We start from the raw sequence: 24176 nt of genomic DNA, 5'->3' as shown, positions 1-24176 counted from the left end.
CGTCAAACAGTGCGCGAGAAACGTTCGAGCGTCTGTTGGCCGAGATAGCGGTCGAACACCATTGCGATGTTGCGCACGAGCATGCGCCCGGCCGTCTGTACTTCCAGCTTGCGCTCGGTCAGCGACACGAGGCCGTCCTGCTCGAAGCCGCGCAAGCGGTCGAGTTCGGGTTCGAACGTATCGGCGAAGCGGATGCCGTACATCGCTTCGAATTCGTCGAACCGCAATTCCAGATTGCACATCAACTGGGTGATGATGTCGCGGCGCAGGCGGTCGTCGGCGGTGAGGCGTACACCGCGTGCAATTGCCAGTTTGCCGGCGTCGATCGCCGCGCTGTACGCGGGCAGGTCTTTTGCGTTCTGCGCGTAGACGTCGCCGACCTTGCCGATCGACGACGCGCCGAAGCCGATCAGATCGCATTCGGCACGCGTGCTGTAGCCCTGGAAGTTGCGGTGCAAGGTTCGCTGTGCCTGCGCGCGCGCCAGTTCGTCTGTGGGCAGCGCGAAGTGATCCATGCCGATGTAGACGTAGCCCGCCGCTGTCAGACGCTCGACTACCCGTTGCAAGATAGCGAGCCGCATTGCAGGCGAGGGCAGCGTGGCAGCGTCCATCTGACGTTGCATTTTAAAGAGCTGCGGCATATGCGCATACGCGAACACGGAGAGGCGATCAGGCGCGAGTTCGATCATCGTATCGAGCGTGCGAGTGAAGCTGTCCACCGTTTGATGCGGCAGGCCGTAGATCAGATCGACGCCGATCGAATGAAAGACTGTATGCCTCGCGGCCTGCATGACAGAGGCGGTCATGTCGAGCGGCTGAATGCGGTTGATGGCGCGCTGCACGAGCGGATCGAAGTCCTGCACGCCGAGACTGAGGCGATTGAAGCCGAGCTTGCGTAGATGCGCGATGGTCTCGGGCGAAGCCTCGCGCGGATCGACTTCAATCGAATATTCGGCTTCGTCGTCGGGCAGCAAGGTGAAGTGCTCGCGAGCCGCGCTCATCAGCTCGGCCAGTTCATCGTTCGACATGAACGTGGGCGTGCCGCCGCCCAGATGCAATTGCGATACTGGCCGGCGCGTATCGAAACACGCGGCCTGCAAGGCCATTTCGCGCTTCAACTGTTCGAGGTAGGGGCGGGCGCGCGCGCGGTTTTTCGTCGCGATCTTGTTGCAGCCGCAGTAGAAGCAAACCGTGTCGCAGAACGGAATATGGAAGTACAGCGAGAGGTCCGCGGCCGATGCGCCAGGGTCCGCTGCGGCGCGTAAATAGTCGGCAACGGAGAAGTTGTCGCGGAACTGAAGGGCAGTGGGATAGGACGTATAGCGTGGGCCGTTCGCGCTGTACTTGGCGAGCAGATCCGGGCGAAACAGCGAATTGGCGGTGGTCATGAAGGGCTCGTTGTGATGGCCACCGGCAAAGAGGCGGGAACTCCGCTGTTTCCCGCATTGATGAACGGAACTCGCGGCGCCTCACGAGCGTGGCCTTGAGGGTCAGTCGAGTTTACGTGAGCGGTCTCGCGCCGGATTGTGTAAAAAGGTCGCACGCGACGCAGTGGCACAATGCGGGTCGGGTGGCGATGCGCCGCTCTTCGATTTAAGGACAATGTAGTGAGTGATGTGCGCGATCGCGTGACGAACCGCGACTCTCCGTTTGATGTGGCAGATCATGCGTGCCGCCCCGATTGCGGCGCGTGTTGTATCGCGCCGTCGATTTCAAGTCCCATTCCGGGCATGCCGAACGGCAAGCCGGCGGGTGTGCGCTGCGTGCAACTAGGCGAAGACTTGCGATGCGCGATCTTCGGCCGGCCCGAGCGGCCGGCATGCTGCTCGGGGCTGCAGCCGCAGCTGGAAATGTGCGGGCCGGACAGAGGAAGAGCGCTTGCATGGCTCACGCTGCTCGAAGCGCAGACTCGGCCCGAAGTTGATTAAAGCAAGTACCTGGACCGAGGCAGGCTCTCAATGGTGGTTGATCGGAGATTGTGTATGACTGGACTTGTCGCGCCCACCAGGCGCCGTTTTCTGCTCGCAGCGCTGGCCGGTGCCGGCGCGCTTGGCATTGTTTCGCTCACGGCCTGCGCCGCGTCGATCTTTCCGTTCATTCCGTCGCACTACACGTTCTCGCAGCAGCAGGTGCAGGACGCCGTGCAGCGCAAATTCCCTTATCAACGCACTGTCTCACAAGTATTCGACGTCGCGCTGAGCCATCCGGTGGTCGGCTTGCTGCCCGACGCGAACCGCATTTCGGTGAAGCTCGATGCGCACCTCGCGAGCCCGTTCATGCCGCAGCCGGTCGACGGCGTCTTCACGTTGTCGAGCGAACTCGCGTACGACGCCGCGAGCAAATCCGTCGTGCTGAAATCGCCCAATGTCGACAACGTCAGCGTGAGCGGCGAGGCGCAGGCTTATACGCAACAGATCAACGCCGCCGCCGCCGTGCTCGCCACGCAGTTGTTGAGCAATTACCCGATCTATACATTCAAGCCGGAACAACTTCAATTTGCCGGAGTTAATTACGAACCCGGTACAATCACCATCCTTACAAACGGCATACGCGTGCAAATCGTCGAGAAATGACGTTGCGCGTGGCCGGCAGGGCCGTGCGTCGTCGTGCCGGCCGTGCCAGTTCCGACAATCGACAAACGAAAACGATGAGGGGCACGGATGGACTGGTTATTGGCTTGCAAGGCGTTGATTCTGGGCGTCGTCGAAGGCTTGACGGAATTTTTGCCGGTGTCGAGCACAGGGCACCTGATCGTCGCGGGGAGTCTCCTCAACTTCACCGACGAACACGCTAAGACCTTCGACGTCGTCATTCAGCTCGGCGCGATTCTGGCGGTGTGCTGGGAGTTTCGCCGCCGCATCGGCAGCGTGGCGACTGGCCTGCCGAGCCGTCCGGAAGCGCGGCGCTTTACGTTGAACGTGATCATCGCGACCATTCCGGCGGTCGTGCTCGGTCTGCTGCTGGAAAAGTCGATCAAGGCCGCGCTGTTTTCGCCGGTGCCCGTGGCGTTCGCGCTGGTGGTGGGCGGCGTCGTCATCTTGTGGGCAGAAGCGCGCCAGCGCGCGCAAGCTCGCGAAGGCGGACAAGCCAGGGTTGCGCGGGTGACCAGCGTGGACGACCTGAGCGCAATGGACGCGCTGAAAGTCGGCCTCGCTCAATGTTTCGCGTTGATCCCTGGCACGTCTCGCTCGGGCTCGACAATCATCGGCGGGATGTTGTTCGGACTCGACCGGCGCGTGGCCACTGAGTTTTCGTTTTTCCTCGCGATCCCGATCATGTTCGGCGCGACAGCCTACGAGTTGTACAAGGACTGGCATTTACTGTCCGTCGACGCGCTCGGCGTTTTCGCGCTGGGCTTCGTGGCGGCGTTCGTCAGTGCCTTTTTGTGTGTGCGCTGGTTGCTTCGCTACATCGCCGGACACGATTTCACGGCGTTCGCGTGGTATCGCATCGGCTTTGGATTGCTGATCCTGCTAGTCGGCTATAGCGGCGCGCTGAGCTGGACGGAGTGAGTCTCTCCCGCTTCTCCTATGCCGGGAAAAAAGGTCCGTCACTCGAGGTGGCGGACCTTTTTGTTTGTGCGGTCGATGTTCTGGCGGCAAACGTCTCTGCGTTTATGCGACGTCGCGTTTGCGGAACACGAGATCCCACACACCGTGGCCGAGGCGCAGGCCGCGTCGCTCGAACTTCGTTACCGGACGATATTCGGGGCGCGGCGCATAGCCGTCGACGGTGTTTTGCAACGTCGGCTCGGCATTGAGCACTTCAAGCATCTGTTCGGCGTAGTTCTGCCAGTCGGTCGCGCAATGCAGATAGGCACCGGGCTTCAGGCGCGACGCGAGCAGCGCGACGAACTTCGGCTGAATCAGGCGACGCTTGTGATGGCGAGCCTTGTGCCACGGGTCGGGAAAGAAAATGTGCACGCCGTCGAGGCTGTCCGGCGCGATCATCTGTTCGAGCACTTCCACGGCGTCGTGTTGAATGATGCGGATGTTGGTCAGCGCCTGCTCGCCCATCAACTTCAACAATGCGCCGACACCCGGTTCGTGCACTTCGACGCCGAGAAAATCGTCGCCCGGACGGTGCGAGGCGATTTCCGCGGTGGTCGCGCCCATGCCGAAGCCGATCTCCAGCACGCGCGGCGCTTCACGGCCAAATACGCTGTTCCAGTCCGGCTGCTGCGGCGCGAACGGAACGACGAAGCGCGGGCCGAGTTCGTCCATCGCGCGGCGCTGACCGGTCGACACGCGGCCGGCGCGCGTGACAAAGCTTCGAATGCGCCGGCGATGCAAGGCCTCGCCGTGCGGCGTTGCGTTGTCGGCAGCGGCGACATCGTCTGTTTCGTTGGAGGACGTCGGAATGTCGTCGGGCAAGCCGGCGTTGTTGGGATCGTGGATCATGGTCGATGCTGCTACAAGGATGAAGGCTTCGCGGCTTGCTCGGCGCGGGTTGGCGCTGATTGGCGCTCGCTGATAACGACGCGGCGCACCGCGTTAGCGCGAGCCGGTTGTCATTTCGGCAAGCGGAGTGCGATCAGTCGCCGCGCGGGCTAGCCGTCGCTACAAAAAAGCCGCCTTCGTAGAGGCGGCTCATGCCTGATTGATGCCCAAGGCTCGGCAATAACGTTGAGCGGGCGTTGCAAGTGCGCGTAAGGTAGCACAACGCGAAAGGGTGCGTCCAGACAGCGCGCGGTTCGCCGCGGCCGCAGGCAGCGCACGTTACGTTTTAGTAACGGTGCAGGTCTTGTATGATTTAATCGTTCTGTAAGCCATCTCGTTTCAACGATTAAACTACGCGCATACCGTTATGAGTAAGTACACACACAATCACCGCGAAGCAAAACCAGCGAAAACCGGCTGGAGCTCGATTAAGCCCACCAGTATTCCGGCTACGTCCGTGAATGCGCTTCGGGAAGCGATGTCGACTGAAGGTGTGCCGCTGACTCAATTCAACGATCTGCTGTGGCTCATGGCGCAGGAGTCGGGCGGTGCGGTGAATCTGCGCAATCCTAAATCCGGCGCACGTGGGCTGTTTCAATTGCTGCCGTCGCAATATGAATTGAATCCGGACGGCGTCACGTCTTTTGGCAATGCAGTGGAAGAATGCCGCGGCGGAATTCGATATATTCTCGGCCGCTATCACAATGCGGCGTCCGCCTGTTTGGCATGGAAAGCCAATCAGTGGATTTGACGTAGCAGGCGTTCGGGTTGACTAAGACTCAGCGCGGTGAATGCAGATACTTTCTTCGAAGCAGTTGCGAGCGGGCTGCAAAACTGCCGGAAAGTATCTGGAGCGGGCGATGGGAATCGAACCCACGGCTCTAGCTTGGGAAGCTAGGGTATTACCATTATACGACGCCCGCAGAGCGCGCTATTTTACTCGCGAAATGGCAGCGAGCGCAAACTGCGCCGCTGCTTTCCTTACGCCGCACCGTGCGCGGCGACATCGCCCGGCATTCCGCTTCGCTTCAGATCACGAAGTAAGTCAGTTGGACGGCGGCGCGCGTGACCACCATCAGCAGCACCTGCACGATCACGAACAGAAGAATCGGCGAGAGGTCGATGCCTCCCAGATGCGGCACGACGCGTCGCAGCGGATTCAGAAACGGCGCGGTCAGTTGATAAAGGATCGGCATTGCCGGCGAACGGGGATTCAGCCACGACAGCAGCGCCATGAGAATCGTCATCCAGATAATCAGATTCAACGCCCACTTGATCACGGTCAGTACCGCGACGATCAGCAGCGTCGGCACCAGCGTGAGCGGGTCGGCGCCCGTCAGGACCACCATCAGCACGACGTAGACAATCGCCGCGATCAGCGCCGCAACGAGGCTCGCCCAGTCGACGTTGCGCGTGCTCGGCAGAATGCGGCGCAGCGGCAGAACGATCCAGTTCGTCGCTTGTAGCACGGCGTTCGTGACCGGGTTGTACGGCGGCATGCGCACGACCTGCAGCCAGGCGCGCAGCAGCAACGCCGCGCCGAAGAGGGTGAAGACGGTATTGAGCAGAAAACGGGCGATATCGCCAAACATCGTGTGTCCTTATGCTTCTGATGACAGCCGTGAAACGGCATGGGCGCCTGTGCTTTTCGGTCTCGTGCACCGGCGGGTCAGTAACTGGCATCGGTCGCCGACGCGGCCGGATGCTTCGCAAAGCGGATGATACGGGTCGTGCAAGGCTCGCATGTTCAACGTCGGACGAAGAGCCGCCCCCCGCATCAACTGCGGCCAGTCACACGGAAACCTTGATTTCGCTGATGAGAATGGCGCCGTTGCCGCCGTCGGTGTAGTTCGGAATATCGGCCAGCAAGCGTTCGGATGCCGGCTTGAAGACCTTGTAGAAGTCATCCGTGCTGTCGAACAGGAAGTGACCCGCGGCCACATACGGCGGCGGCGTACCCGGCGGGCCCGCGTTGATGCCCACGTCGACGGACCAGCCCTTCAGCGACGGGCCAAACAGTTCCGCCGCGAGCGGCATGTGGGTGACGCAGTAATAGTCCACGTCGAAGTGGCCGTTTTCCCGATACGGATAGAGGATGCTGACCTTGATCATTGTGCGTTCTCGTCTGTTGGTCCCGAAGCGAGGCGCCGACGGATTGCGCGCGGCGCCGGACGTCACATTATCACGGCTTACTTGACGCTTGCACCTGCTGCCGCCTGATTCAGCGAGCGGCTCAACGAATCTTCCACCGCGTCGGCGATTGCGGCGATTGCCGCGGGCGGCGTGGCGCGGCGTTGCGCCAGCTCGACCGCGCGCCGTGACAGCAGACCATACAACGCAGCGTGATCGCCGCCGAGGCTTTCCATCAACGCCAACTGCTTTTGCACGACACCGGTGTCGCCGCGCGAGACCGGCCCGGCGAGCGCGTTGGGCAGTCCCTTGTCGCGAGCGGTCTGGATGGTGCCCGCGAGCATCGGCAATAGCGCGCGCAACGCTTCGTCCTCGGCAAAGCCGAGCGTGCGCCACAGGGCGACGCATTCAGCCAGGCTGCAGAGCGCGAAACTCGCCGCATAGTGCGCGGCGCCGTGGTACAGCATGCGGCCGCCCGGAGGAATCGACAACGGATGGCAGCCTAGCGCGACGGCCAACGCCGTCAGCGTGTCTTTCAGGTCGCCGTCGGCCTCGATCGTCACCGAGCAGCCGGCGATACGGTCGAGGTCGGCCAGCTCGCCGCTGAACAGGTAGAGCGGGTGAAAGCCGCCAATCGCCGCTCCCTGGTCCCGTGCGCCCGCCAGCAACTCGACCGGCGACGCGCCGCTGCAATGCACGAGCGCCTTGCCATAGACTGCATCGGGGGCGAAACGCAGTGTGTGCGCTGACGTACCGATGCTGTCGTCGGGAACGGCTAAAAAGACAACATCGGCGCCGTCGACGACTTGCTGAGGATCGTCGAGCGCCACGCAGTTGGGAATTTGACCGGCGAGCCGGCTAGCGGAAGCGGGCGTGCGGCTCGCCACGGCCGTCACCGGATAGCCTGCGCGCGAAAAACACAGCGCGAGGCATCGCGCGAGCCGGCCCGCGCCGATAAAGCCGAGGCGTGGCGAATGGGTGTGGGACTGGGACTGGGACATGTCGACGTGCTCCAGACGGGACGTGAAGGGGAACAAGCAGTATCGCGCATCGGCCGGCGTACAACGTGTGCAACGGTCGTCAGATGAGTTTGCCTGCGATATGACGCCGGCTGCTGGTCATGGCGTCGCGCGCGCCCCGCGGGCTTGAAAACTGCTCACAATTTCCCCATGGCCGATCGGCCGTGGCTGTCTATGGGTATTCGCTTCGCAATTTCGCAATCGGATTCGGGGAGGCTACGATGAATATTTTTTCTTACCGGAAGCACTTGCGGTTTTTGACCCACGCCCAGCGGCGTCGCTGGTGGGATCAGAAGAAGCGTCTGAGCCCGCGCGTGCGCATCAGCGCCGCGTACGTGCCACCCAACGTGTCCCGCGAATTCGCGTACGTGAAGGTCGGCTGACCGACACCCGTTTCGAGCCTTCAAAAAGCCCGGCCTCTGCGCCGGGTTTTTTATTGGGCCGTTGCCCTGCGTCGTCAGCATTGAAGCTAATTTGTAATTAAAGATTACCAAGCCGGCGTCCGTTTAACTCGCCATTGCCTTGCGACACCATCGTGTCCACCGCGAAGAGGCCTAGTCCGTTGATTCCTCAGGCGGTGCGCGCTCATTAAGCGACGCTGCTTATCGGGCGACAGCGCAAAACCTTTTCGTATATTGCAATTTGCAACAAATGCGAACAGCGTCGCGCAGGCTTTTTAGATAAATTGATTTCGTAGCATGCATGGCATGCGAAGTTGGCGACCTTTTGAATGGGCCGCGCCAGGAGAATAAAAGTGAAGAAGTTCGTTCCGTTCGTCGTTGCCGCCGCCCTCGGCGTGGGGCTTGCCGCCACCGCGCAGGCACACGTCTCTGTCGGTATCGGTATCGGGGTACCGGTCGCGCCGGCTTATCCTGTGTATGCCGCGCCTGTCTATGCGCCGCCGCCGCCGGTGTACTATTCGCCGCCGCCGCCCGTCGTCTACGCCCCGCCGCCTGTGGTCTACGCGCCGCCGCCCGTAGTCGTGGGCGGGTACTACGGCTACGGTCACCCTTATTATCGCCACGGCTACTACGGTGGCGGTTATGGCCACGGTTACTACGGTGGTGGTTATGGTCACGGTTACTATCGGCGCTAATTCTGCCTGGCGCACGGGTCTGGATCGACACCTGCCTGGTTGATGCCTCGCTATAGTCGGTCAGACAGTCTGAACGGCGTAACGTCGGCTTGATCGCCGCGTTACGCCGTTTTGTTTTTACGGCGTCGGGTCAGTTGGTGCCGACGTTTCAAAGCGTCGGCGAAGCTGGGAGAATGGCTGTTTCGCCACCGCTCTGGAGAACTCCGCCGATGCAGCCGATGCACCCACTTCCCGCTCCCACCTTCGACGACGTGCTCGACGCCGCAGCGCGACTCGAGGGCGTCGCGCACCGCACGCCCGTTCTGACCTCGAGCACGTTCAACGAGCGCACCGGAGCGTCGGTATTCTTCAAGTGCGAGAACTTTCAGCGAATGGGGGCCTTCAAGTTTCGCGGCGCCTATAACGCGATCTCGCATTTCGACGCGGAGCAGCGCAAGGCCGGCGTGCTGACCTATTCGTCCGGCAACCACGCGCAGGCTATCGCGCTGTCGGCGCGCCTTGCCGGCATCCGCGCGACGATCATCATGCCGCACGACGCGCCCGCGGCCAAAGTGGCCGCCACCAAGGGCTATGGCGGCGAGGTAATCACCTACGACCGCTATAAGGAGAACCGCGAGGAGATCGGCCGAAGGCTCGCCGAGGAGCGCGGCATGACGCTGATTCCGCCATACGATCATCCCCATGTGATCGCGGGGCAGGGTACGGCGGTGAAGGAATTGCTCGACGAAACGGGGCCGCTCGACCTGCTATTCGTGTGTCTGGGCGGTGGCGGGCTGATTGGCGGCAGCGCGTTGTCGGCGGCGGCCTTGAGCCCGGACTGCACGGTAATCGGCGTGGAGCCGCAAGCAGGCAACGACGGTCAGCAATCTCTTGCGCGTGGCGAGATCGTGCATATCGACACACCGCGCACCATCGCCGATGGCGCGGCCTCGACGCATCTGGGCGACTACACCTTCGCGATCATCCGCAAGCTGGTTGCGCGGATCGAAACCGTCACCGACGAGCAGTTGATCGACACCATGCGGTTTTTCGCCCAACGCATGAAGATCGTCGTTGAGCCGACCGGCTGCCTAGCGGCCGCGGCCGTGCTGAACGGCGTGGTGCCAGTGAAGGGCAAGCGCGTGGGCGTGGTGGTGAGCGGCGGTAACGTCGATCTCGAAAAGCTCGCGCAGTACCTGGCCTGATCATTTTCCGGCGCGAAGCCGGCTCGACGTGTATGAAGACGGCCCGCCCCAGGTTCACAGGGCGGGCCGTTGCATGTCAGCTTGCCACTTGTGCGACTGGCGAGCGCTCTGCCGTTTGCAGAATCAGATCGCGGTAACCGTTCACGATCACGCTGTATGAGAAGTAGGCGAACAGTAGCGCGGACAACACATGGCACGCGCGGAGCAAACCGGTGCCGGCGCGCTTGCGGCCGTGGCTGCCGAGGCCGCAGATGAACACCGTCCAGCACAAGCCGCCAAGAAAGAAACCGCCGAGAAATACGGGCGCGGTTTTGGCGCTCGTCGCGCCGGCTTTGGCGATCAGTGCGCCCCCCACCGCGGCGAACCATAGAATCGCCGAGGGCGACGACACCGCGAGCAATACCCCGCGCAGGAAACCGCGCCACGCAGACAGATGCGGCGAACTGGCGTCCGCCTCGCCGGCGACGGGCGGTGCCGACGCCGGAAACATCGCTTCGCGCGCCATCTTCCAGGTAAGAAACAACAGGATGACTGCGCCGCCGATCCACACGACCCAGCGCACCGACTCGAACTGCAGCAGCGCAGCCATGCCAGCTAGCGCAAGCGCCGCATAAATCAGGTCGCCGACGCACGAGCCAAGGCCGAGCCAGAAGCCCGGCTTGAATCCGTGCGACAGCGCCAGCGAAATCATCGCGACGTTCACGAGGCCGATGTCGAGACACAACGACAAAGACAGGAAGAACCCGTCCGACATCATCGAGAAGGCATGCATACCTGCAACTGCTCCATCTGTTTGTTATGCGGCCGCGCGCTGGGCTCGCTCGGCGCGCTCACAGTCCCAGTTCGTCCCACAAACTGTCGATTCGCTGCTTCACCGCCGCGTCCATTTCGATAGGCCGGCCCCATTCGCGATCGGTTTCGCCGGGCCATTTGTTGGTCGCGTCGAGTCCCATCTTTGAACCGAGGCCCGCGACCGGCGACGCGAAGTCGAGATAGTCGATCGGCGTGCGGTCGACGAGCACCGTATCGCGCGTCGGGTCCACGCGCGTGGTGATCGCCCAGATCACTTCTTTCCAGTCGCGAATGTTGACGTCTTCGTCCACGACGACAATGAACTTCGTATACATGAACTGTCGCAGGAAGCTCCAGACGCCGAACATCACGCGCTTGGCGTGGCCCGGGTAGCTCTTCTTCATCTGCACGATCGCCATGCGGTAGCTGCATCCTTCGGGCGGCAGATAGAAATCGGTAATCTCGCTGAACTGCTTCTGCAGAAGCGGTACGAACACTTCGTTGAGCGCGACGCCGAGCACGGCAGGCTCGTCGGGCGGTTTGCCGGTGTAGGTGGAATGGTAGATCGCGTCGCGGCGCATGGTGATGCGCTCGACAGTGAATACCGGAAACCACTCCTGTTCGTTGTAGTAGCCGGTATGGTCGCCATACGGGCCTTCCAGTGCGTGCTCATAGGCGGCCGAGGCGCCCTTGGCCGGCCGCGGCGGCGCGCCGGCCGGAGCGGGCGAGGGCGCACCTTGCTGCGGATAGATAAAGCCTTCGAGGACGATTTCCGCGCGTGCGGGTACCTGCAGACCGTCGACGCCCGGCGTAATGCATTTGGCCAGCTCCGTCCGAGCACCGCGCAGCAAGCCTGCGAACTGGTATTCGGACAGCGTGTCCGGCACCGGCGTTACCGCGCCGAGGATGGTTGCCGGATCTGCACCCAGCACGACCGCTACCGGATACGGTTGGCCGGGATTCTTCAACGCGAACTCGCGGAAGTCGAGCGCGCCCCCACGATGCGCGAGCCAACGCATGATCAGCTTGTTGCGTCCGATTAGTTGCTGGCGATAGATGCCGAGATTTTGTCGGCTCTTGTTCGGGCCTTTTGTGACGGTCAGGCCCCACGTGATCAATGGGCCGGCGTCCCCAGGCCAGCAAGTCTGGATAGGCAGCTTTTCCAGGTCGACGTCATTGCCCTCCCACACGATTTCCTGGCAGGGCGGCGCGCTCACGGTTCGTGGCGCCATGTCCCACACCGCCTTCGCGAGCGAGAACAGTTTGCCCGCGTCCTTCAGCCCTTTTGGCGGCTCCGGTTCCTTCAACGCAGAGAGCAGCCGGCCGACGTCGCGCAGCGAATCCAGCGCGGCGCCGTCGCCTTCGCCGGCTTCAGTGTCGATGCCCATACCGAGCGCTACCCGGCGCGGCGTACCGAACAGGTTGCCAAGCACCGGGAACGCATGCCCCTCCTGGTTCTCAAATAGCAGAGCCGGCCCCCCGGCGCGCAGCACGCGGTCGCACAGTTCGGTCATTTCCAGTACAGGCGATACCTTTTGCGGGATACGGCGCAGTTCCCCAATCGTCTCGAGACGGCCGATGAAGTCACGCAGGTCTTTGTATTTCATCTGATGCGGTTGTGTGCCGCGAGCGGCGATAGCGGAAAGCGCGACTGCGGAGGAGGCGCCAGAACGATTGTCGATTTTACCTGCGTTGGCTAGCGCACGTAGATCGGCCGAACGTCATAGGTCGAGCAACGATCGCCAGAATGCCGAAAAACCGCTCCGTACGGCCCTCTGAGCGGTCGGAACCCTTGCCGTTATTACAATTAGTTATATTTTTGCTAGTTTATAGTGTTGACGATCTATAAAACCGTGCCCTAGAATCCGTCCACGTTGGTTGCAGGGCGTGAACCTTTTACCACTGCCCCCGGTCCCATTAGACGCAACGCGTCACCGCTTACCGAAGCCCTGCACGGTATCCGTCGGTCTTATCGATGTCCTTGCCAGCGCCAACTGACGCTGGTTTTTCGCGTGGGAGCCACCGCCCGCATGTTTTAGGCATGCCGCGGACCGCTTTTCAGGAAGGCTCCCCACAAACGGTATATGCCGTTTTCCCGACGTCGCTGCTGCCCTAACCAGACAGAGCGCGCGATGTCTTGACTCTGCGAATGTGTGGTACCACCTGTTTTTCCGGTGGGGTTCGCGGATCATGCAACATGGGAGATCTGAATGAACGCCTGGTTATCGTGGCGTCCCGACGAACGTATCGCGCAAGTCGTGCGTGGTGCAGTCCGTCGCGGGACGCAATTGAGTCATCACCTGTTCAGCATTGTCGGCGGCATTGCCGTGGTGCTGGCAATCGCGCTGTGGCTGATGCCCACGTGGCGCGGCACCCTCGCGGCGAAGGCGATGCCGGTCCTTTCCGCGGCCGTGCAAGCGGGCCCAGCCCGCCTGCTGCAGGGCAATCCGCTGCCCGCTTTCGGGCCGCCGGGGCGCACCTCGTCGGACGAAACGCTGTCCGCGAACTCGAACCCAAACAGCGCTGACGTGGCAAGCGTCGGCAATAACGCGGGCGTGAGCGTCGGCAATACCAGTTATGACGGCGCGTTCGACGGTTCCGGCTCGGCCGGCATGGGGATCGCGGCGCTCAACGGTCTCGATCCGCGCACGATGCAAAGCGTTTCGGCGTTGGCCAGACTGATTCCTGCGCAACGCGTATCCGCCGACGCACGGGACGATCGCGTGCTGATTTCGTCGCGTGAACAAGCTCTCGTGGCGTCGTACCTGGCTCGTCGCTACCGCGTCGCCCAGGAGCCCGTCGGCGAGCTGGTGAAGGCTGCTTTCGACACTGGTCGCGAAGTCGGTCTCGACCCGCTGTTGTTGCTGTCGGTCATGGCAATCGAATCGGGCTTCAACCCCTACGCCGAGAGCGGCGTGGGCGCGCAGGGCCTGATGCAGGTGATGTCCAAGGTTCATTCGGACAAGTTCCAGTATTTCGGCGGCGAGAGCGCTGCCCTTGAGCCGGTCGCGAATATCAAGGTCGGCGCGCTGGTTCTGAAGGATTGCATCGCGCGCGGCGGTTCGCTGCCGGGCGGGCTGCGGCTGTATGTTGGCTCGACGTCGCAGGACGACGGCGGCTACGCCGCCAAGGTGATGGCAGAGCGCGCGCGTCTGCGTGACGTGGCGCGCGGCCGCAAGGTGCCGATCAACGCGCCGCAGGCGCCGGTTATCACGGCATCGAATAATGCTTCGTCGTCCTCGTCCTCGTCCTCGTCGTCGTCCGCTGCTGCGAACAACAGCAACGGCAAGCGGGTGCAGGTCACGCTGGAAGGAAGCCACCCGTTGAGCGCCGCTGCGCAGGGCAAAACGCCGGTCTCGGAACAGGACGATGCCAGCACGAGTGCTCCCAAACACGTGGCGTCTGCCGCGGAACTGGGCGCCTGAATCGCTCGCAGACCCTCATGCTGATCGCCTGACGCCAGTGCGAACGGCAAGAAAAAAGGACACCTTCGGGTGTCCTTTTTGCGTTTCAGGAGGCCGCCCGGCCAGGCGACAGCAGCGGCCCGCGTCCGGGTGTGCCCAGCGGCAAGCAACTCTCGCCGCGCGAGACACTCGCCAGGCCCGGCCGCCTTGCTCTCCTATTGCTGCTGGCCGAAAAGCCGCGCCAGGCGTTCCACCGCCTCTTCCAGCTTCTCGTAAGCGGTTGCGTACGACAGCCGGATATATTGTTTTGGAGCGTGGCTGCCGAAGTCCATTCCTGGCACGAGCACGACACCTGCCTCGTGCAGCATTGCTTTCGTGAGCGCCGAACTGTCGCCTGCGGCAGGATGAGCGACGCTCCGGCAGTCGGCGTAGACGTAGAACGCGCCGTCGGGCATGACGGGCACTGTGAAGCCCAGCGATTCGAGCGCCGGCGCGATGAAATCACGCCGACGTTTGAATTCGAGACGGCGTGCCTCGTACGTTGCGATGGTTTGCGGTTCGAAGCACGCGAGCGCCGCGTGCTGGGCGAGCGCTGACGCGCAGATGAAGAGATTCTGCGCCAGTTTCTCGAATGCGCTCACCATGCCCGGCGGGACCACCAGCCAGCCGAGGCGCCAGCCCGTCATGTTGAAGTACTTCGAGAAGCTGTTGACCGTGATGACGTCGTCGCCATAGGACAGCGCCGACACGGGTTTAGCGTCGTAGCTCAAGCCCTGGTAAATCTCGTCGACGATCGTGAAGCCCCAACGCGCGCGCACCGCTTTGACAATGCGTTCAAGTTCCGCCGGCTCGATCGAAGTGCCGGTCGGGTTGGACGGCGACGCGAGCAGCACGCCACGCGTGCGCTCGTTCCAGAGCTGCTCGACATCGGCGGCAGTCAGTTGGAAGCGTTCGGCAGGGCCACTCGGCACCATCACCGGTTTGCCTTCGGCGGCGATCACGAAATGGCGGTTGCATGGGTAGCATGGGTCCGGCATCAACACTTCGTCGTCGCGATCTACCAGTGCCGCGCATGCCAGCAGCAATGCGGCCGACGCGCCCGCGGTCACCACGATCCGGGCGGGATCCACGTCGACGCCATAGACGTCTGCGTAGTGCGCCGAAATTGCTTCGCGCAGTGCGTGCAATCCAAGTGCGCTGGTGTATTGCGTGACGCCGCGGCGCAGCGCGTTCGCTGCTGCCTCGATGACCGGTTCAGGGGCGGTGAAGTCGGGCTCGCCGATTCCCATGTGAATGATGTCGCGCCCGTCGCGCTCAAGAAGCGCAGCCTCTTTTGCCAGCTCCATCACGTAGAACGGCTGGATGGAGTCGACGCGTGCGGCGAGCCGCATAAGAGGTTCGGTCACAGAGTTCATACGGTCAAATCCAGTTCAAATGCGAAAGCGCGACCGCCATTCGAGCGGTTCTCGCGCGCGGCAGCGTTGTGACGAGCGATGCATTTCGTTGTGTCGGCGTCGCGCGCATAGGCGACGGTTACGACGCGATGTTGCGCGAGCCGACCACACGCATGTCTAGCCCTTTCGAGCGGCTTCGATTTCCGCGACGCGCAGCTTGGCCGCCAGCTTGTCGAGCACGCCATTCACGTACTTGTAGCCGTCAGCGCCGCCAAAGGTCTTGGCCAATTCAACCGCTTCGTTGATCACCACGCGGTAAGGAATATCGAGGTGATTCTTCAGTTCAAACGCGGCGACGAGCAGTACGGCGCGCTCGACCGGCGATAGCTGCTCGATTGGACGGTCCAGGCAAGGCGCGATATCGGCGGACAGTGCCTCGGAATCGCGAATCACGCCGTGCAGAACGGCGTCCAGATGCTCATGGTCCGCTTTGTCGAAGCCCTGCGCGCCGCGCAACTGCGCGTCGATCTCACCGCCGGGCGAACCCGACAGCAGCCACTGATAAAGCCCCTGCGTGGCCAGTTCGCGGGAGCGTCGGCGTGCGCTCTTCATGCCTCTTCCTCTTCTTCGTCTTCTTCTTCGTCGCCACCGAGTTGTTCCAGCGCGACCGCGAGGTTCGCCATTTCGACCGCTACGCGTGCCGCGTCGCGACCTTTCTCGGTCATGCGAGCGACGGCTTGCTCGTCGTTCTCCGTGGTCAGCACCGCGTTCGCAACAGGAATGCCGAAGTCGAGGCCGATGCGCGTGATGCCCGCGCCACTTTCGTTCGACACCAGTTCGAAGTGGTACGTTTCGCCGCGAATGACCGCGCCGAGCGCGATCAGAGCGTCGAACTGCGCGCTCTCAGCGAGCTTCTGAAGCGCCAGCGGGATTTCGAGCGCGCCCGGCACGGTGACGAGCAGCACGTCTTCGCCGGTCACGCCGAGGCGTTCGAGTTCTTCGATGCACGAGTCGGCGAGGCCGTTGCAGACGGGTTCGTTAAAACGCGCCTGGACGATGCCGATGCGCAGTCCGTCGCCGTCGAGGTTCGGTTGGTATTGTCCGATTTCCATGTGAATTCCGTAGTGTTTTTGAGTGAGCGCGAGGCGCGTGAATGACCGGATCAGCGTTATTGCGGAGGCTGCGCGGCGCTGCCTGGCATGGGTATAAAGCCTGTGACTTCGAGACCGTAACCCGACATGCTGCCCAGCTTGCGCGGATTCGACAGCACCTGCATCTTGCCGACGCCCAGCTCGCGCAAAATCTGCGCGCCGATGCCGTAAGTCTTGAAGTCGACGGGCCGGCGCTTGAGCGCGTCTGCTTTTTCTTTCGAATCGAACGCCTTGAAGACGTCGATCAGATGTTCCTTCGAGTCGCCGCAATTGAGCAGCACGATCACGCCGACTTCGCGCGAGGCGATCTCCTTCATGGCTGCGTCGAGCGTCCACGAATGAGTGGATTCGCCGACTTCGAGCAGGTCGAGCACCGACAGCGGCTCGTGCACGCGCACCGGCGTGTCCGTCTCCGGGTTCGGCGTGCCGCGCACGAGGGCAATGTGCGGCTGACCGCTCGGCTGATCAAGATACATGACCGCGCGGAAAGCGCCGTGCGCCGTCTGCATGGTGCGCTCGCAAATGCGCTCGACGATCGACTCGGTGCGGCTGCGATAGTGGATCAGATCCGCGATAGTGCCGACCTTCAGATCGTGCTCTTTTGCGAACTCCATCAGGTCGGGCAGGCGCGCCATGGTGCCGTCGTCGTTGATGACTTCGCAGATCACTGCCGCCGGCGTAAGGCCTGCCAGCGCTGTGAAGTCGCAGCCTGCCTCCGTGTGGCCGGCGCGCACCAGCACGCCGCCCGGCTGGGCCATGATCGGAAACACGTGGCCCGGCTGCACGATGTGCTCCGCCTTCGCGTCCGGTGCTACTGCCGTGGCGATCGTGCGGGCGCGGTCGGCGGCCGAAATGCCGGTCGTCACGCCCTCCGCCGCCTCGATGCTGACGGTGAACGCGGTTCCGTACTGCGTGCCGTTGCGGTACGTCATGAGCGGCAGGTTGAGCAGCTTGCAGCGTTCCTGCGTGAGCGTGAGGCAGATCAGGCCCCGGCCGTAGCGCGCCATGAAGTTGATCGCTTCCGGCGTCACGAATTCGGCGGCGAGCACCAGATCGCCCTCGTTTTCGCGATCTTCTTCGTCGACGAGGATCACCATCCGGCCGGCTTTGAGTTCGGCGATGATCTCTGTAGTGGAGGCGAGCGTCATGTTGGCGAGTTTTTCGGGAAAGCGCGTATTTTACGCCACGCGCGGTCCCAAGTCGCCTCCGCCGGACGGCATATGCCGTTTGGCCGACTGGCGCTGCGTCACCGGCCGTTGATATGCTCGGCAGAACGATAGACGCATGGACTGATGAGAAGCGGCAAGGCGCCGCATGCGGGGGCGCCCGGCGGCGGTTGCCGCTTTGAGTTGTTGCCGCCTGCTGGCGTTGCTGCTGGCGTTTTTGCCGGCTACTTCGGTGCGTTGAGCATGCGCTCCACGTAGCGAGCGATCAGATCGATTTCCAGATTCACCGGCGTGCCTTCGCGCAGGTGCTTGAGCGCGGTGACTTCCACCGTGTGCGGAATCAGATTGATCGAAAACTCGCAGCCGTCGTCACGATCTTTAACCGAGTTGACGGTCAGACTGACTCCGTTGACAGTGATAGAGCCCTTGTACGCAAGATAGCGGCCGATCTCGCGCGACGCCAGCACGCGTAGTTCGTGCGATTCGCCTACTGGCGCAAAGTGGGTGACCGTACCCAGGCCGTCGACGTGACCCGAGACGATATGGCCGCCCAGCCGGTCGTGCGCGCGCAGTGCCTTTTCCAGGTTGACTTCGCCCACTTCGCCAAGGCCCGCTGTGCGGTTCAGGCTTTCGCGCGACACGTCCACTTCGAACGAATGGTCGGTCTTCGCGACCACGGTCATGCAGGCGCCCTGAATGGTGATGCTGTCGCCGAGTTGCACGTCGGCGAGATCGAGGCCGCCGGCTTGCACGTTCAGGCGCACGCCCGCGTCGCCGTTCGTGCCGAGAGGCCTGACTGACTCGATGCGGCCCACTGCCGCGACGATTCCTGTGAACATCGTACTAATCCTTAAAACGAAACGGGTTGGGACGCGGTGTCGGTTCCGGCTGCGGTTACGCCCGCCGGCACGAGGCGCGCGAGAATCCGAAGATCTTCGCCGATCCGCTCGACGTTATGAAAAGCCAGCTTGACGCGTCCTTCAAGTGTTTCAGGCGCGCTCAGGTTGAACATGCTCATCGAGTCGATACCGAGCAGACTCGGCGCGAGATAGACGAGTAGTTCGTCCACGCAACCTTCGCGCAACAGCGAGCCGTTCAGCTTGTAGCCGGCTTCCACGTGTAGTTCATTGACCTGGCGCTCGCCCAGCACTTTCAGCATGGCCGGAAGGTCCACCTTGCCGGCCGCGTTGGCCAGCTGGACGATCTCAGCGCCGCGCTCGCGTAGTGCTTGCGCACGGTCGCTATGCCGTTGATCGAGATTGCCGCAAAAAATCAGCGTGGGCGCCCCGGCGAGAATCTGCGCCTGCGGCGAGACTTCCAGCTGACTGTCGATCAACACGCGTTGCGGCTGACGCGGCGTGTCGACAGCGCGCACAGTCATGCGCGGATCGTCTTCCCTGACGGTGCCGATGCCGGTCAGAACCGCCGACGCGCGGGCGCGCCATGCATGTCCGTCGGCCCGGGCGGCCTCGCCGGTGATCCATTGGCTGACGCCGGATGGGAGGCCGGTGCGGCCATCGAGCGAGGCTGCCACTTTCATGCGAACCCACGGCCGGCCGCGTGTCATGCGCGACACGAAGCCGATGTTCAATTCGTGCGCCTCATTGGCGAGCAGCCCGCAGCGTACTTCGATGCCCGCGTCGCGCAGCACCGCAAGACCGCGTCCGGACACCTGCGGATTGGGGTCTTCCATCGCGGCCACCACGCGCGCGACTTGCGCTTCGATCAGCGCGTTCGCGCACGGCGGCGTGCGGCCGAAGTGACTGCACGGTTCGAGCGTTACGTAAGCGGTGGCGTCGCGCAGATCGTGACCGCGCGAACGCGCGTCTTTCATCGCGCGGATTTCCGCGTGGTCCTGACCGGCCGGCTGCGTGAAGCCTTCGCCGATCACTTCGCCGTTCTTGACGAGCACGCAACCCACGCGCGGGTTCGGGTCGGTCGTGTACATGCCGCGCTTGGCCAACGCAAGCGCGCGTTCCATATGGACGAAGTCGGTTTGCGAAAACATCGGTGTGTGGTTGGGTCCGGTGGCAGGGTGGCGGCGGTTTCGGGACGCTCAGGCGCTCAGCGACGCGAACGCGCCACGGGCGGCCTCCACAGTTGCGTCGACGATCGCGTCGTCGTGCGCAATCGAAACAAAGCCTGCTTCATATGCCGACGGCGCGAAGTAGACGCCCGCGTCGAGCATCTTGTGAAAGAACGCGTTGAAGCGCGGCACGTCGCTCCTGGTCACTTCGGCGAAGCTTGTTGGAATCGACTCGGTGAAGTACAGGCCGAACATGCCGCCGAGCGAGTCGGCCGCGAACGGTACGTTGGCTTCGCGAGCGACCTGGGTGAGACCTTTCGCAAGACGGGCAGTGCGTGCGGCGAGCGTTTCGTAAAAGCCCGGCGCCTGGATCAATTGCAGCGTCTTCAGGCCCGCGGCGACCGCGATGGGATTGCCGGACAACGTGCCCGCCTGGTAGACGCCGCCGAGCGGCGCGAGGTGAGCCATGATGTCGCGCCGTCCGCCGAAGGCAGCCGCCGGCATGCCGCCGCCGATCACTTTGCCAAGACACGTCAGATCCGGCGTGATGCCGTAGACCTCTTGCGCGCCGCCCAGCGCCACGCGGAAACCGCACATTACTTCGTCGAAGATCAGCACGGAGCCGTATTCGGTGCACAGGCGTCGCAGCGCCTGCAGAAACTCGGGCGTGGCGCGCACCAGATTCATGTTGCCCGCCACCGGCTCGACGATTACCGAGGCGATTTCGTTGCCGAAAGCTTTGAACGCCTCTTCGAGCGCGGCGACGTTGTTGTATTCCAGAACCGTGGTGTGCTTTGCGATGTCGACCGGCACGCCCGCCGATGTCGGATTGCCAAACGTCAGCAGCCCCGAACCGGCTTTCACGAGCAGACTGTCGGCATGGCCGTGATAGCAGCCTTCAAACTTGACGATGCGGCTGCGGTTCGTGAATCCGCGCGCCAGACGCAGCGCGCTCATGGTCGCTTCGGTGCCGCTCGACACCATGCGCACCTGTTCGATCGACGGCACGAGCTTGCAGATTTCCTCCGCGATTTCAATTTCCGACTCGGTGGGCGCGCCGAACGAGAAGCCGTTGGCCAGCACGCGCTGCACCGCTTCCAGAACTTCGGGGTGCACATGCCCGAGGATCATGGGACCCCAGGAGCCGATGTAGTCGATATAACGCTGGCCATCGGCGTCCCAGAAATAAGGACCCTGTGCGCGTTCGATGAAACGCGGCGTGCCGCCGACCGAGCGGAATGCGCGGACCGGCGAATTCACGCCGCCGGGAATGGTGCGTTGCGCGCGGTCGAAGAGGGTTTGATTGTTGGACATGACGATGCCTGGAATTGGGTTGCGCAGCGGCGCGGCTTGCCCGCGAGCGGTTCGCGCGACGCCGGGATAGATGAGAGAAATTGTACCGGAGTCGGTGTGAACAGGTTTTGCGGAGCGACGTGGCTTTCAGACGCATTCGCAGCGCCGCGTCAGCGCCGCGGCGCGCGCTTCCGTGCGGGCGTCTTGATGGAGGCCTTCACAGGCGATGTGCCGGTGGGCGATTGCGACGCGTGCGCTGCCGCTTTGGTGGAGCGTGCCGGGCCAACCGGCGTGTCCAGTGGCGGCGGCTTGCGTTTGCCCGTGAGTTCAGCCCAGCGTTTTTCTAGCGCGCCTTCCGCGATCGGTTTGATCACCGTGCCTGAACTCTGCGCGTCCCAGATCTGCACCGAAAATGGATGCACGCGCAACATGTCGCGAGGGATCACCACGTTTTCATGCGCATCGACGAGCCAGTCGTAGACGAAGTCGATGCACAGGCGGTAGCCGCGCTTCGTGGTTGGGTCCGGGACCTCATACGGTGCGCGTGTCACATAGCCCGAGCCAAAGATGCCTTTCGGCTCCGTGGCGACACGATGCAAAAACACGCGGTCGCCGGGCAGAATGCCGCGCGCGAATCCACAACCCCACACATCGGCTACGGCGACGCCCGCCGCAACGCGTTTGGCCACATCGGGCAGTTCTGGCCACGGCCATTTCTTGGGGCTCCAGATCAGCAGGAAGGCAGTCATCGCAACGTTGCACAGAAAGGTATGAGGGACGCGCGCCGCTGCCATCTTCGCGCGACGCTGAACGGCCGAAACGGTTCACGCGGCAGCTTAACCGATCATTGGCAGGCTTGCCCTGCAAGCCTGCAACGGCCTCATGCTGCGGCTCGTGCTCGCTGCTGGCGAGGTCGATGCATTAACCGTCGCGTACAATCGATGCGATCAACTGCAGTCTTTTTGTACCCCCGCGCGCCGGTCTTCCGAGGACGCGCGCTTCACCTGGATTCCCATGTCTCACGTCACCGGACGCCGGCCAGATGGCCGGCTGATTCTGTTGCTCGGTGCGCTTGCCGCGTGCGGGCCGATTTCCATCGACATGTATTTGCCGAGCTTGCCGACCATCGCGCAGGCGTTCGCGATCGGAACGGGCGCCGCACAAGCCACGCTGACCAGTTTCATGTTCGGCTTCTCGATCGGCATGCTGCTCTACGGGCCGTTGTCCGATACATATGGCCGCCGGCCTGTGCTGCTGGGCGGCATCATGATGTATGCGCTGGCGAGCATTGCGTGCACGCTGTCATTCTCGATCGGCGCGCTGGTCACGTTCCGTTTCGTGCAGGCGCTGGGTGCGGGCGCGGCATCGGTACTGGCTCGCGCCATTGCCCGCGACGCGCATGGTCCGACCGACGCTGCGCGCGTCCTGTCCATGCTCGCCATCGTCACGTCGATCGGACCATTGCTCGCGCCGCTGATCGGCGGACAGTTGCTGCTGCTTGGCGGCTGGCGCGTCGTCTTTATTGCGTTGACGCTGTTCGGCATGGTGTGCGCGATAACCGCGTTTCTCAAAGTGCCGGAAACCTGGCCGCGCGAGAAGCGTGCGCATTCGGCGCTACTGAAATCGTTCGCTGCATACGGCCGGCTGGTACGCGATCCAGTTGCCTGGGGGCATATGCTGTGCGGCGGCATGGCATTCGCGTCGATGTTCGCGTACATCACGGCGACGCCGTTCGTCTATATCCAGTACTTTCACGTGTCGGCGCAGCACTATGGCTTTCTGTTTGCGCTGAATATTGTCGGGATCATGCTGGGCAACTTCATGAATACACGGCTTGTCGGCCGGCTTGGGTCGTTGCCGATCATTTCGTTCGCCGCGACCGTGAGCTGTATTGCGTCGTTGTTCGTCTGTCTTGTCTCATTGACCGGGTGGGGCGGGCTGTGGTCGATCGTTGCCGGCCTGTTCTTTGTCGTTGGCGTGGTGGGTTTGCTGTCCGCCAATTGCACGACGGATCTGATGCATCGCTATCCGGTGAATGCGGGGGCGGCCGCTGCCGTGTTCGGCGCGGTGCAACTGGCTCTCGGCGCGCTGTCGAGCCTCGCGGTCGGACTGTGGCAGGACGGCTCGCCGAAAGGCATGGGCGTCGTGGTGGGCGTCGCAGGATCGCTGTGCTACGTCGGCTGTATCCTGGTCGTCAGATGGCACGGGACGAAGGCGCCGGTGGCTGTCGTCTAACGACGTCGTGATGGAGATGCGCAGTAAAGGCGGCGGAGCAGGGACGGCGTAAAGAGAGCGCTCCGGGTTCCTGCACCTGGTGCGTACTCGCATTCCGGTGCATGAATCGCTTCTACCGGAAAACACCAGGTGTTGCGCGCACGCGACCTTGCCTTTGAATTGGCATTGCTATGATGGGATCACTGTTCCTCGGAGCGGCAATCATGGCGATCAGAGATTTGATGAACGGCGAGCGGCAACATGCTGCATTCGCCGAAGCGCGGAAGCTGGCGGACAGCGGCGCCTATCACGACTACACGGACATCGAATACGTTTTGCGCTTTGATTACGGCTTGACCGATGTGTCCACGCTGCTCGACAGCCAGTTGATGCATCGCGATCTGAACCGGCGTTGCGCCGACGCACGCGAAAAGCTCGACGCGGTTAGTGTGTGACGCGGGGTGGGGGCGTCGATCGTCGTCGTGCTGTCTTTATGGCGCGTACGGGCAATCGCACATCTATTCCGCAAATTCGTACGGCTTCAAGGTTGAAGCCAGGCGCCGGCGCGCGTGTAGTGTGCGGGGCGAGTACAAACAAAAACGGGCCTTGCGGCCCGTGGATGTGTACAGAGATCTGGCGGAGGCGTGACCCCCTTAATTAGCTCCGCAGCGATTGCACGGCATTGCCTATGCAGCTTATTCGGACCGGCAATTTACCACTGCCTGCCGGACTGCCTTGCACGGTACATCTGCGTTATTACACCGCCAACGACTGCAAGCAGAAGGCCGAAAACTAAGCCACAACGCAAGGCACACACCAGCGCTCGCGTACCGCACGCGTCTCCGCATTCGAGGGTTTGTGACGGTAG

General features: G+C 62.7%; 25 protein-coding genes and 1 tRNA gene. 10 read left to right on the top strand and 16 right to left on the bottom strand.

The annotated features are described in order from the left end of the window. Positions 1-2: 2 nt before the first annotated feature. Positions 3-1388 (bottom strand): oxygen-independent coproporphyrinogen III oxidase, encoded by a 1386-nt coding sequence (gene hemN / locus OH764_RS13335; RefSeq protein WP_498847116.1) that lies wholly within the window; start codon positions 1386-1388, stop codon positions 3-5. Between the two features lie 219 nt (positions 1389-1607). On the opposite strand from hemN, the gene OH764_RS13330 reads away from it, so the two are divergent. From OH764_RS13330 to OH764_RS13320, 3 genes are all read left to right on the top strand, one after another. Then, a complete protein-coding gene (locus OH764_RS13330) occupies positions 1608-1928 on the top strand; it encodes a YkgJ family cysteine cluster protein (protein ID WP_498847115.1) in 321 nt (106 codons plus the stop codon). 54 nt (positions 1929-1982) lie between these two features. Next, positions 1983-2573, top strand: coding sequence for a YceB family lipoprotein (locus tag OH764_RS13325; RefSeq protein ID WP_498847114.1), 591 nt, complete (start codon positions 1983-1985; stop codon positions 2571-2573). Between the two features lie 87 nt (positions 2574-2660). Beyond that, positions 2661-3512, top strand: coding sequence for an undecaprenyl-diphosphate phosphatase (locus OH764_RS13320; RefSeq protein ID WP_498847113.1), 852 nt, complete (start codon positions 2661-2663; stop codon positions 3510-3512). 102 nt (positions 3513-3614) lie between these two features. Here the strand turns inward: OH764_RS13320 and trmB are convergent, their stop codons facing one another. Beyond that, on the bottom strand, positions 3615-4400 hold the full coding sequence (gene trmB / locus OH764_RS13315; RefSeq protein ID WP_498847112.1) for a tRNA (guanine(46)-N(7))-methyltransferase TrmB: 786 nt from the start codon (positions 4398-4400) through the stop codon (positions 3615-3617). A 406-nt stretch (positions 4401-4806) separates the two neighbouring features. On the opposite strand from trmB, the gene OH764_RS13310 reads away from it, so the two are divergent. Next, complete coding sequence (locus tag OH764_RS13310) at positions 4807-5190, top strand: lysozyme family protein (protein WP_498847111.1); 384 nt, start codon at positions 4807-4809, stop codon at positions 5188-5190. 98 nt (positions 5191-5288) lie between these two features. Here OH764_RS13310 and OH764_RS13305 read toward each other — a convergent pair. From OH764_RS13305 to OH764_RS13290, 4 genes are all read right to left on the bottom strand, one after another. Further along, positions 5289-5362, bottom strand: a tRNA-Gly gene (locus OH764_RS13305). Between the two features lie 105 nt (positions 5363-5467). Beyond that, positions 5468-6031 (bottom strand): YggT family protein, encoded by a 564-nt coding sequence (locus tag OH764_RS13300; RefSeq protein WP_027776334.1) that lies wholly within the window; start codon positions 6029-6031, stop codon positions 5468-5470. A gap of 199 nt (positions 6032-6230) precedes the next feature. Next, on the bottom strand, positions 6231-6551 hold the full coding sequence (locus OH764_RS13295; protein ID WP_020069078.1) for an EthD family reductase: 321 nt from the start codon (positions 6549-6551) through the stop codon (positions 6231-6233). Positions 6552-6628: 77 nt separating this feature from the next. Further along, positions 6629-7570, bottom strand: a complete 942-nt coding sequence (locus OH764_RS13290) for a Rossmann-like and DUF2520 domain-containing protein (protein WP_498847110.1) — start codon at positions 7568-7570, stop codon at positions 6629-6631. A 239-nt stretch (positions 7571-7809) separates the two neighbouring features. Between OH764_RS13290 and OH764_RS13285 the strand changes: the two genes are divergently transcribed. The 3 genes from OH764_RS13285 to OH764_RS13275 all read left to right on the top strand — a co-directional run bounded on the left by OH764_RS13285 (position 7810) and on the right by OH764_RS13275 (position 9868). Continuing rightward, positions 7810-7971: a hypothetical protein gene (locus OH764_RS13285; protein ID WP_164701921.1), complete on the top strand. Its 162-nt coding sequence runs from the start codon at positions 7810-7812 to the stop codon at positions 7969-7971. Positions 7972-8342: 371 nt separating this feature from the next. Then, entirely contained in the window at positions 8343-8684 is a 342-nt protein-coding gene (locus tag OH764_RS13280) for a hypothetical protein (protein ID WP_498847109.1), read from the top strand. 218 nt (positions 8685-8902) lie between these two features. Beyond that, a complete protein-coding gene (locus tag OH764_RS13275; protein WP_498848822.1) occupies positions 8903-9868 on the top strand; it encodes a threonine/serine dehydratase in 966 nt (321 codons plus the stop codon). Positions 9869-9944: 76 nt separating this feature from the next. Here the strand turns inward: OH764_RS13275 and OH764_RS13270 are convergent, their stop codons facing one another. Together OH764_RS13270 and OH764_RS13265 are read right to left on the bottom strand one after the other, a co-directional pair. Continuing rightward, positions 9945-10640, bottom strand: a complete 696-nt coding sequence (locus OH764_RS13270) for a LysE family translocator (RefSeq protein ID WP_498847108.1) — start codon at positions 10638-10640, stop codon at positions 9945-9947. Positions 10641-10698: 58 nt separating this feature from the next. Beyond that, entirely contained in the window at positions 10699-12267 is a 1569-nt protein-coding gene (locus tag OH764_RS13265; protein ID WP_498847107.1) for a UbiD family decarboxylase, read from the bottom strand. A 603-nt stretch (positions 12268-12870) separates the two neighbouring features. Here OH764_RS13265 and OH764_RS13260 point away from each other — a divergent pair. Then, positions 12871-14085 (top strand): transglycosylase SLT domain-containing protein, encoded by a 1215-nt coding sequence (locus tag OH764_RS13260; protein ID WP_498847106.1) that lies wholly within the window; start codon positions 12871-12873, stop codon positions 14083-14085. Positions 14086-14279: 194 nt separating this feature from the next. Here the strand turns inward: OH764_RS13260 and OH764_RS13255 are convergent, their stop codons facing one another. The 8 genes from OH764_RS13255 to OH764_RS13220 form a co-directional block, all read right to left on the bottom strand. Then, positions 14280-15479 carry a pyridoxal phosphate-dependent aminotransferase gene (locus OH764_RS13255; protein ID WP_498847105.1) on the bottom strand — a complete coding sequence of 400 codons (1200 nt, stop codon included), beginning with the start codon at positions 15477-15479 and terminating at the stop codon, positions 14280-14282. 156 nt (positions 15480-15635) lie between these two features. Continuing rightward, positions 15636-16070, bottom strand: coding sequence for a transcription antitermination factor NusB (gene nusB / locus OH764_RS13250; protein ID WP_214877526.1), 435 nt, complete (start codon positions 16068-16070; stop codon positions 15636-15638). Next, on the bottom strand, positions 16067-16570 hold the full coding sequence (gene ribH, locus OH764_RS13245) for a 6,7-dimethyl-8-ribityllumazine synthase (protein WP_020069066.1): 504 nt from the start codon (positions 16568-16570) through the stop codon (positions 16067-16069). Before ribH ends, nusB begins: the two co-directional genes overlap by 4 nt. 56 nt (positions 16571-16626) lie before the next feature. Further along, on the bottom strand, positions 16627-17757 hold the full coding sequence (gene ribBA, locus OH764_RS13240; RefSeq protein ID WP_498847104.1) for a bifunctional 3,4-dihydroxy-2-butanone-4-phosphate synthase/GTP cyclohydrolase II: 1131 nt from the start codon (positions 17755-17757) through the stop codon (positions 16627-16629). A 242-nt stretch (positions 17758-17999) separates the two neighbouring features. Then, on the bottom strand, positions 18000-18614 hold the full coding sequence (locus tag OH764_RS13235) for a riboflavin synthase (protein ID WP_020069063.1): 615 nt from the start codon (positions 18612-18614) through the stop codon (positions 18000-18002). A gap of 11 nt (positions 18615-18625) precedes the next feature. Then, a complete protein-coding gene (ribD, locus tag OH764_RS13230) occupies positions 18626-19783 on the bottom strand; it encodes a bifunctional diaminohydroxyphosphoribosylaminopyrimidine deaminase/5-amino-6-(5-phosphoribosylamino)uracil reductase RibD (RefSeq protein ID WP_498847103.1) in 1158 nt (385 codons plus the stop codon). Between the two features lie 48 nt (positions 19784-19831). Then, entirely contained in the window at positions 19832-21115 is a 1284-nt protein-coding gene (gene hemL / locus OH764_RS13225; protein ID WP_498847102.1) for a glutamate-1-semialdehyde 2,1-aminomutase, read from the bottom strand. 149 nt (positions 21116-21264) lie between these two features. Further along, positions 21265-21843, bottom strand: coding sequence for a hypothetical protein (locus tag OH764_RS13220; protein ID WP_498847101.1), 579 nt, complete (start codon positions 21841-21843; stop codon positions 21265-21267). A gap of 265 nt (positions 21844-22108) precedes the next feature. On the opposite strand from OH764_RS13220, the gene OH764_RS13215 reads away from it, so the two are divergent. Both OH764_RS13215 and OH764_RS13210 read left to right on the top strand, forming a co-directional pair. Further along, entirely contained in the window at positions 22109-23329 is a 1221-nt protein-coding gene (locus OH764_RS13215) for a Bcr/CflA family multidrug efflux MFS transporter (protein ID WP_498847100.1), read from the top strand. Between the two features lie 203 nt (positions 23330-23532). Next, on the top strand, positions 23533-23763 hold the full coding sequence (locus OH764_RS13210; protein ID WP_020069058.1) for a hypothetical protein: 231 nt from the start codon (positions 23533-23535) through the stop codon (positions 23761-23763). The last annotated feature ends 413 nt before the right edge of the window (positions 23764-24176 follow it).

This window comes from Burkholderia sp. M6-3 (assembly GCF_050858985.1).
GTDB classification, from domain to species: Bacteria; Pseudomonadota; Gammaproteobacteria; order Burkholderiales; family Burkholderiaceae; genus Paraburkholderia; species Paraburkholderia caledonica.
The sequence above is the reverse complement of the archived record's forward strand: the minus strand, read 5'-3'. Positions and strand labels throughout refer to the sequence as shown.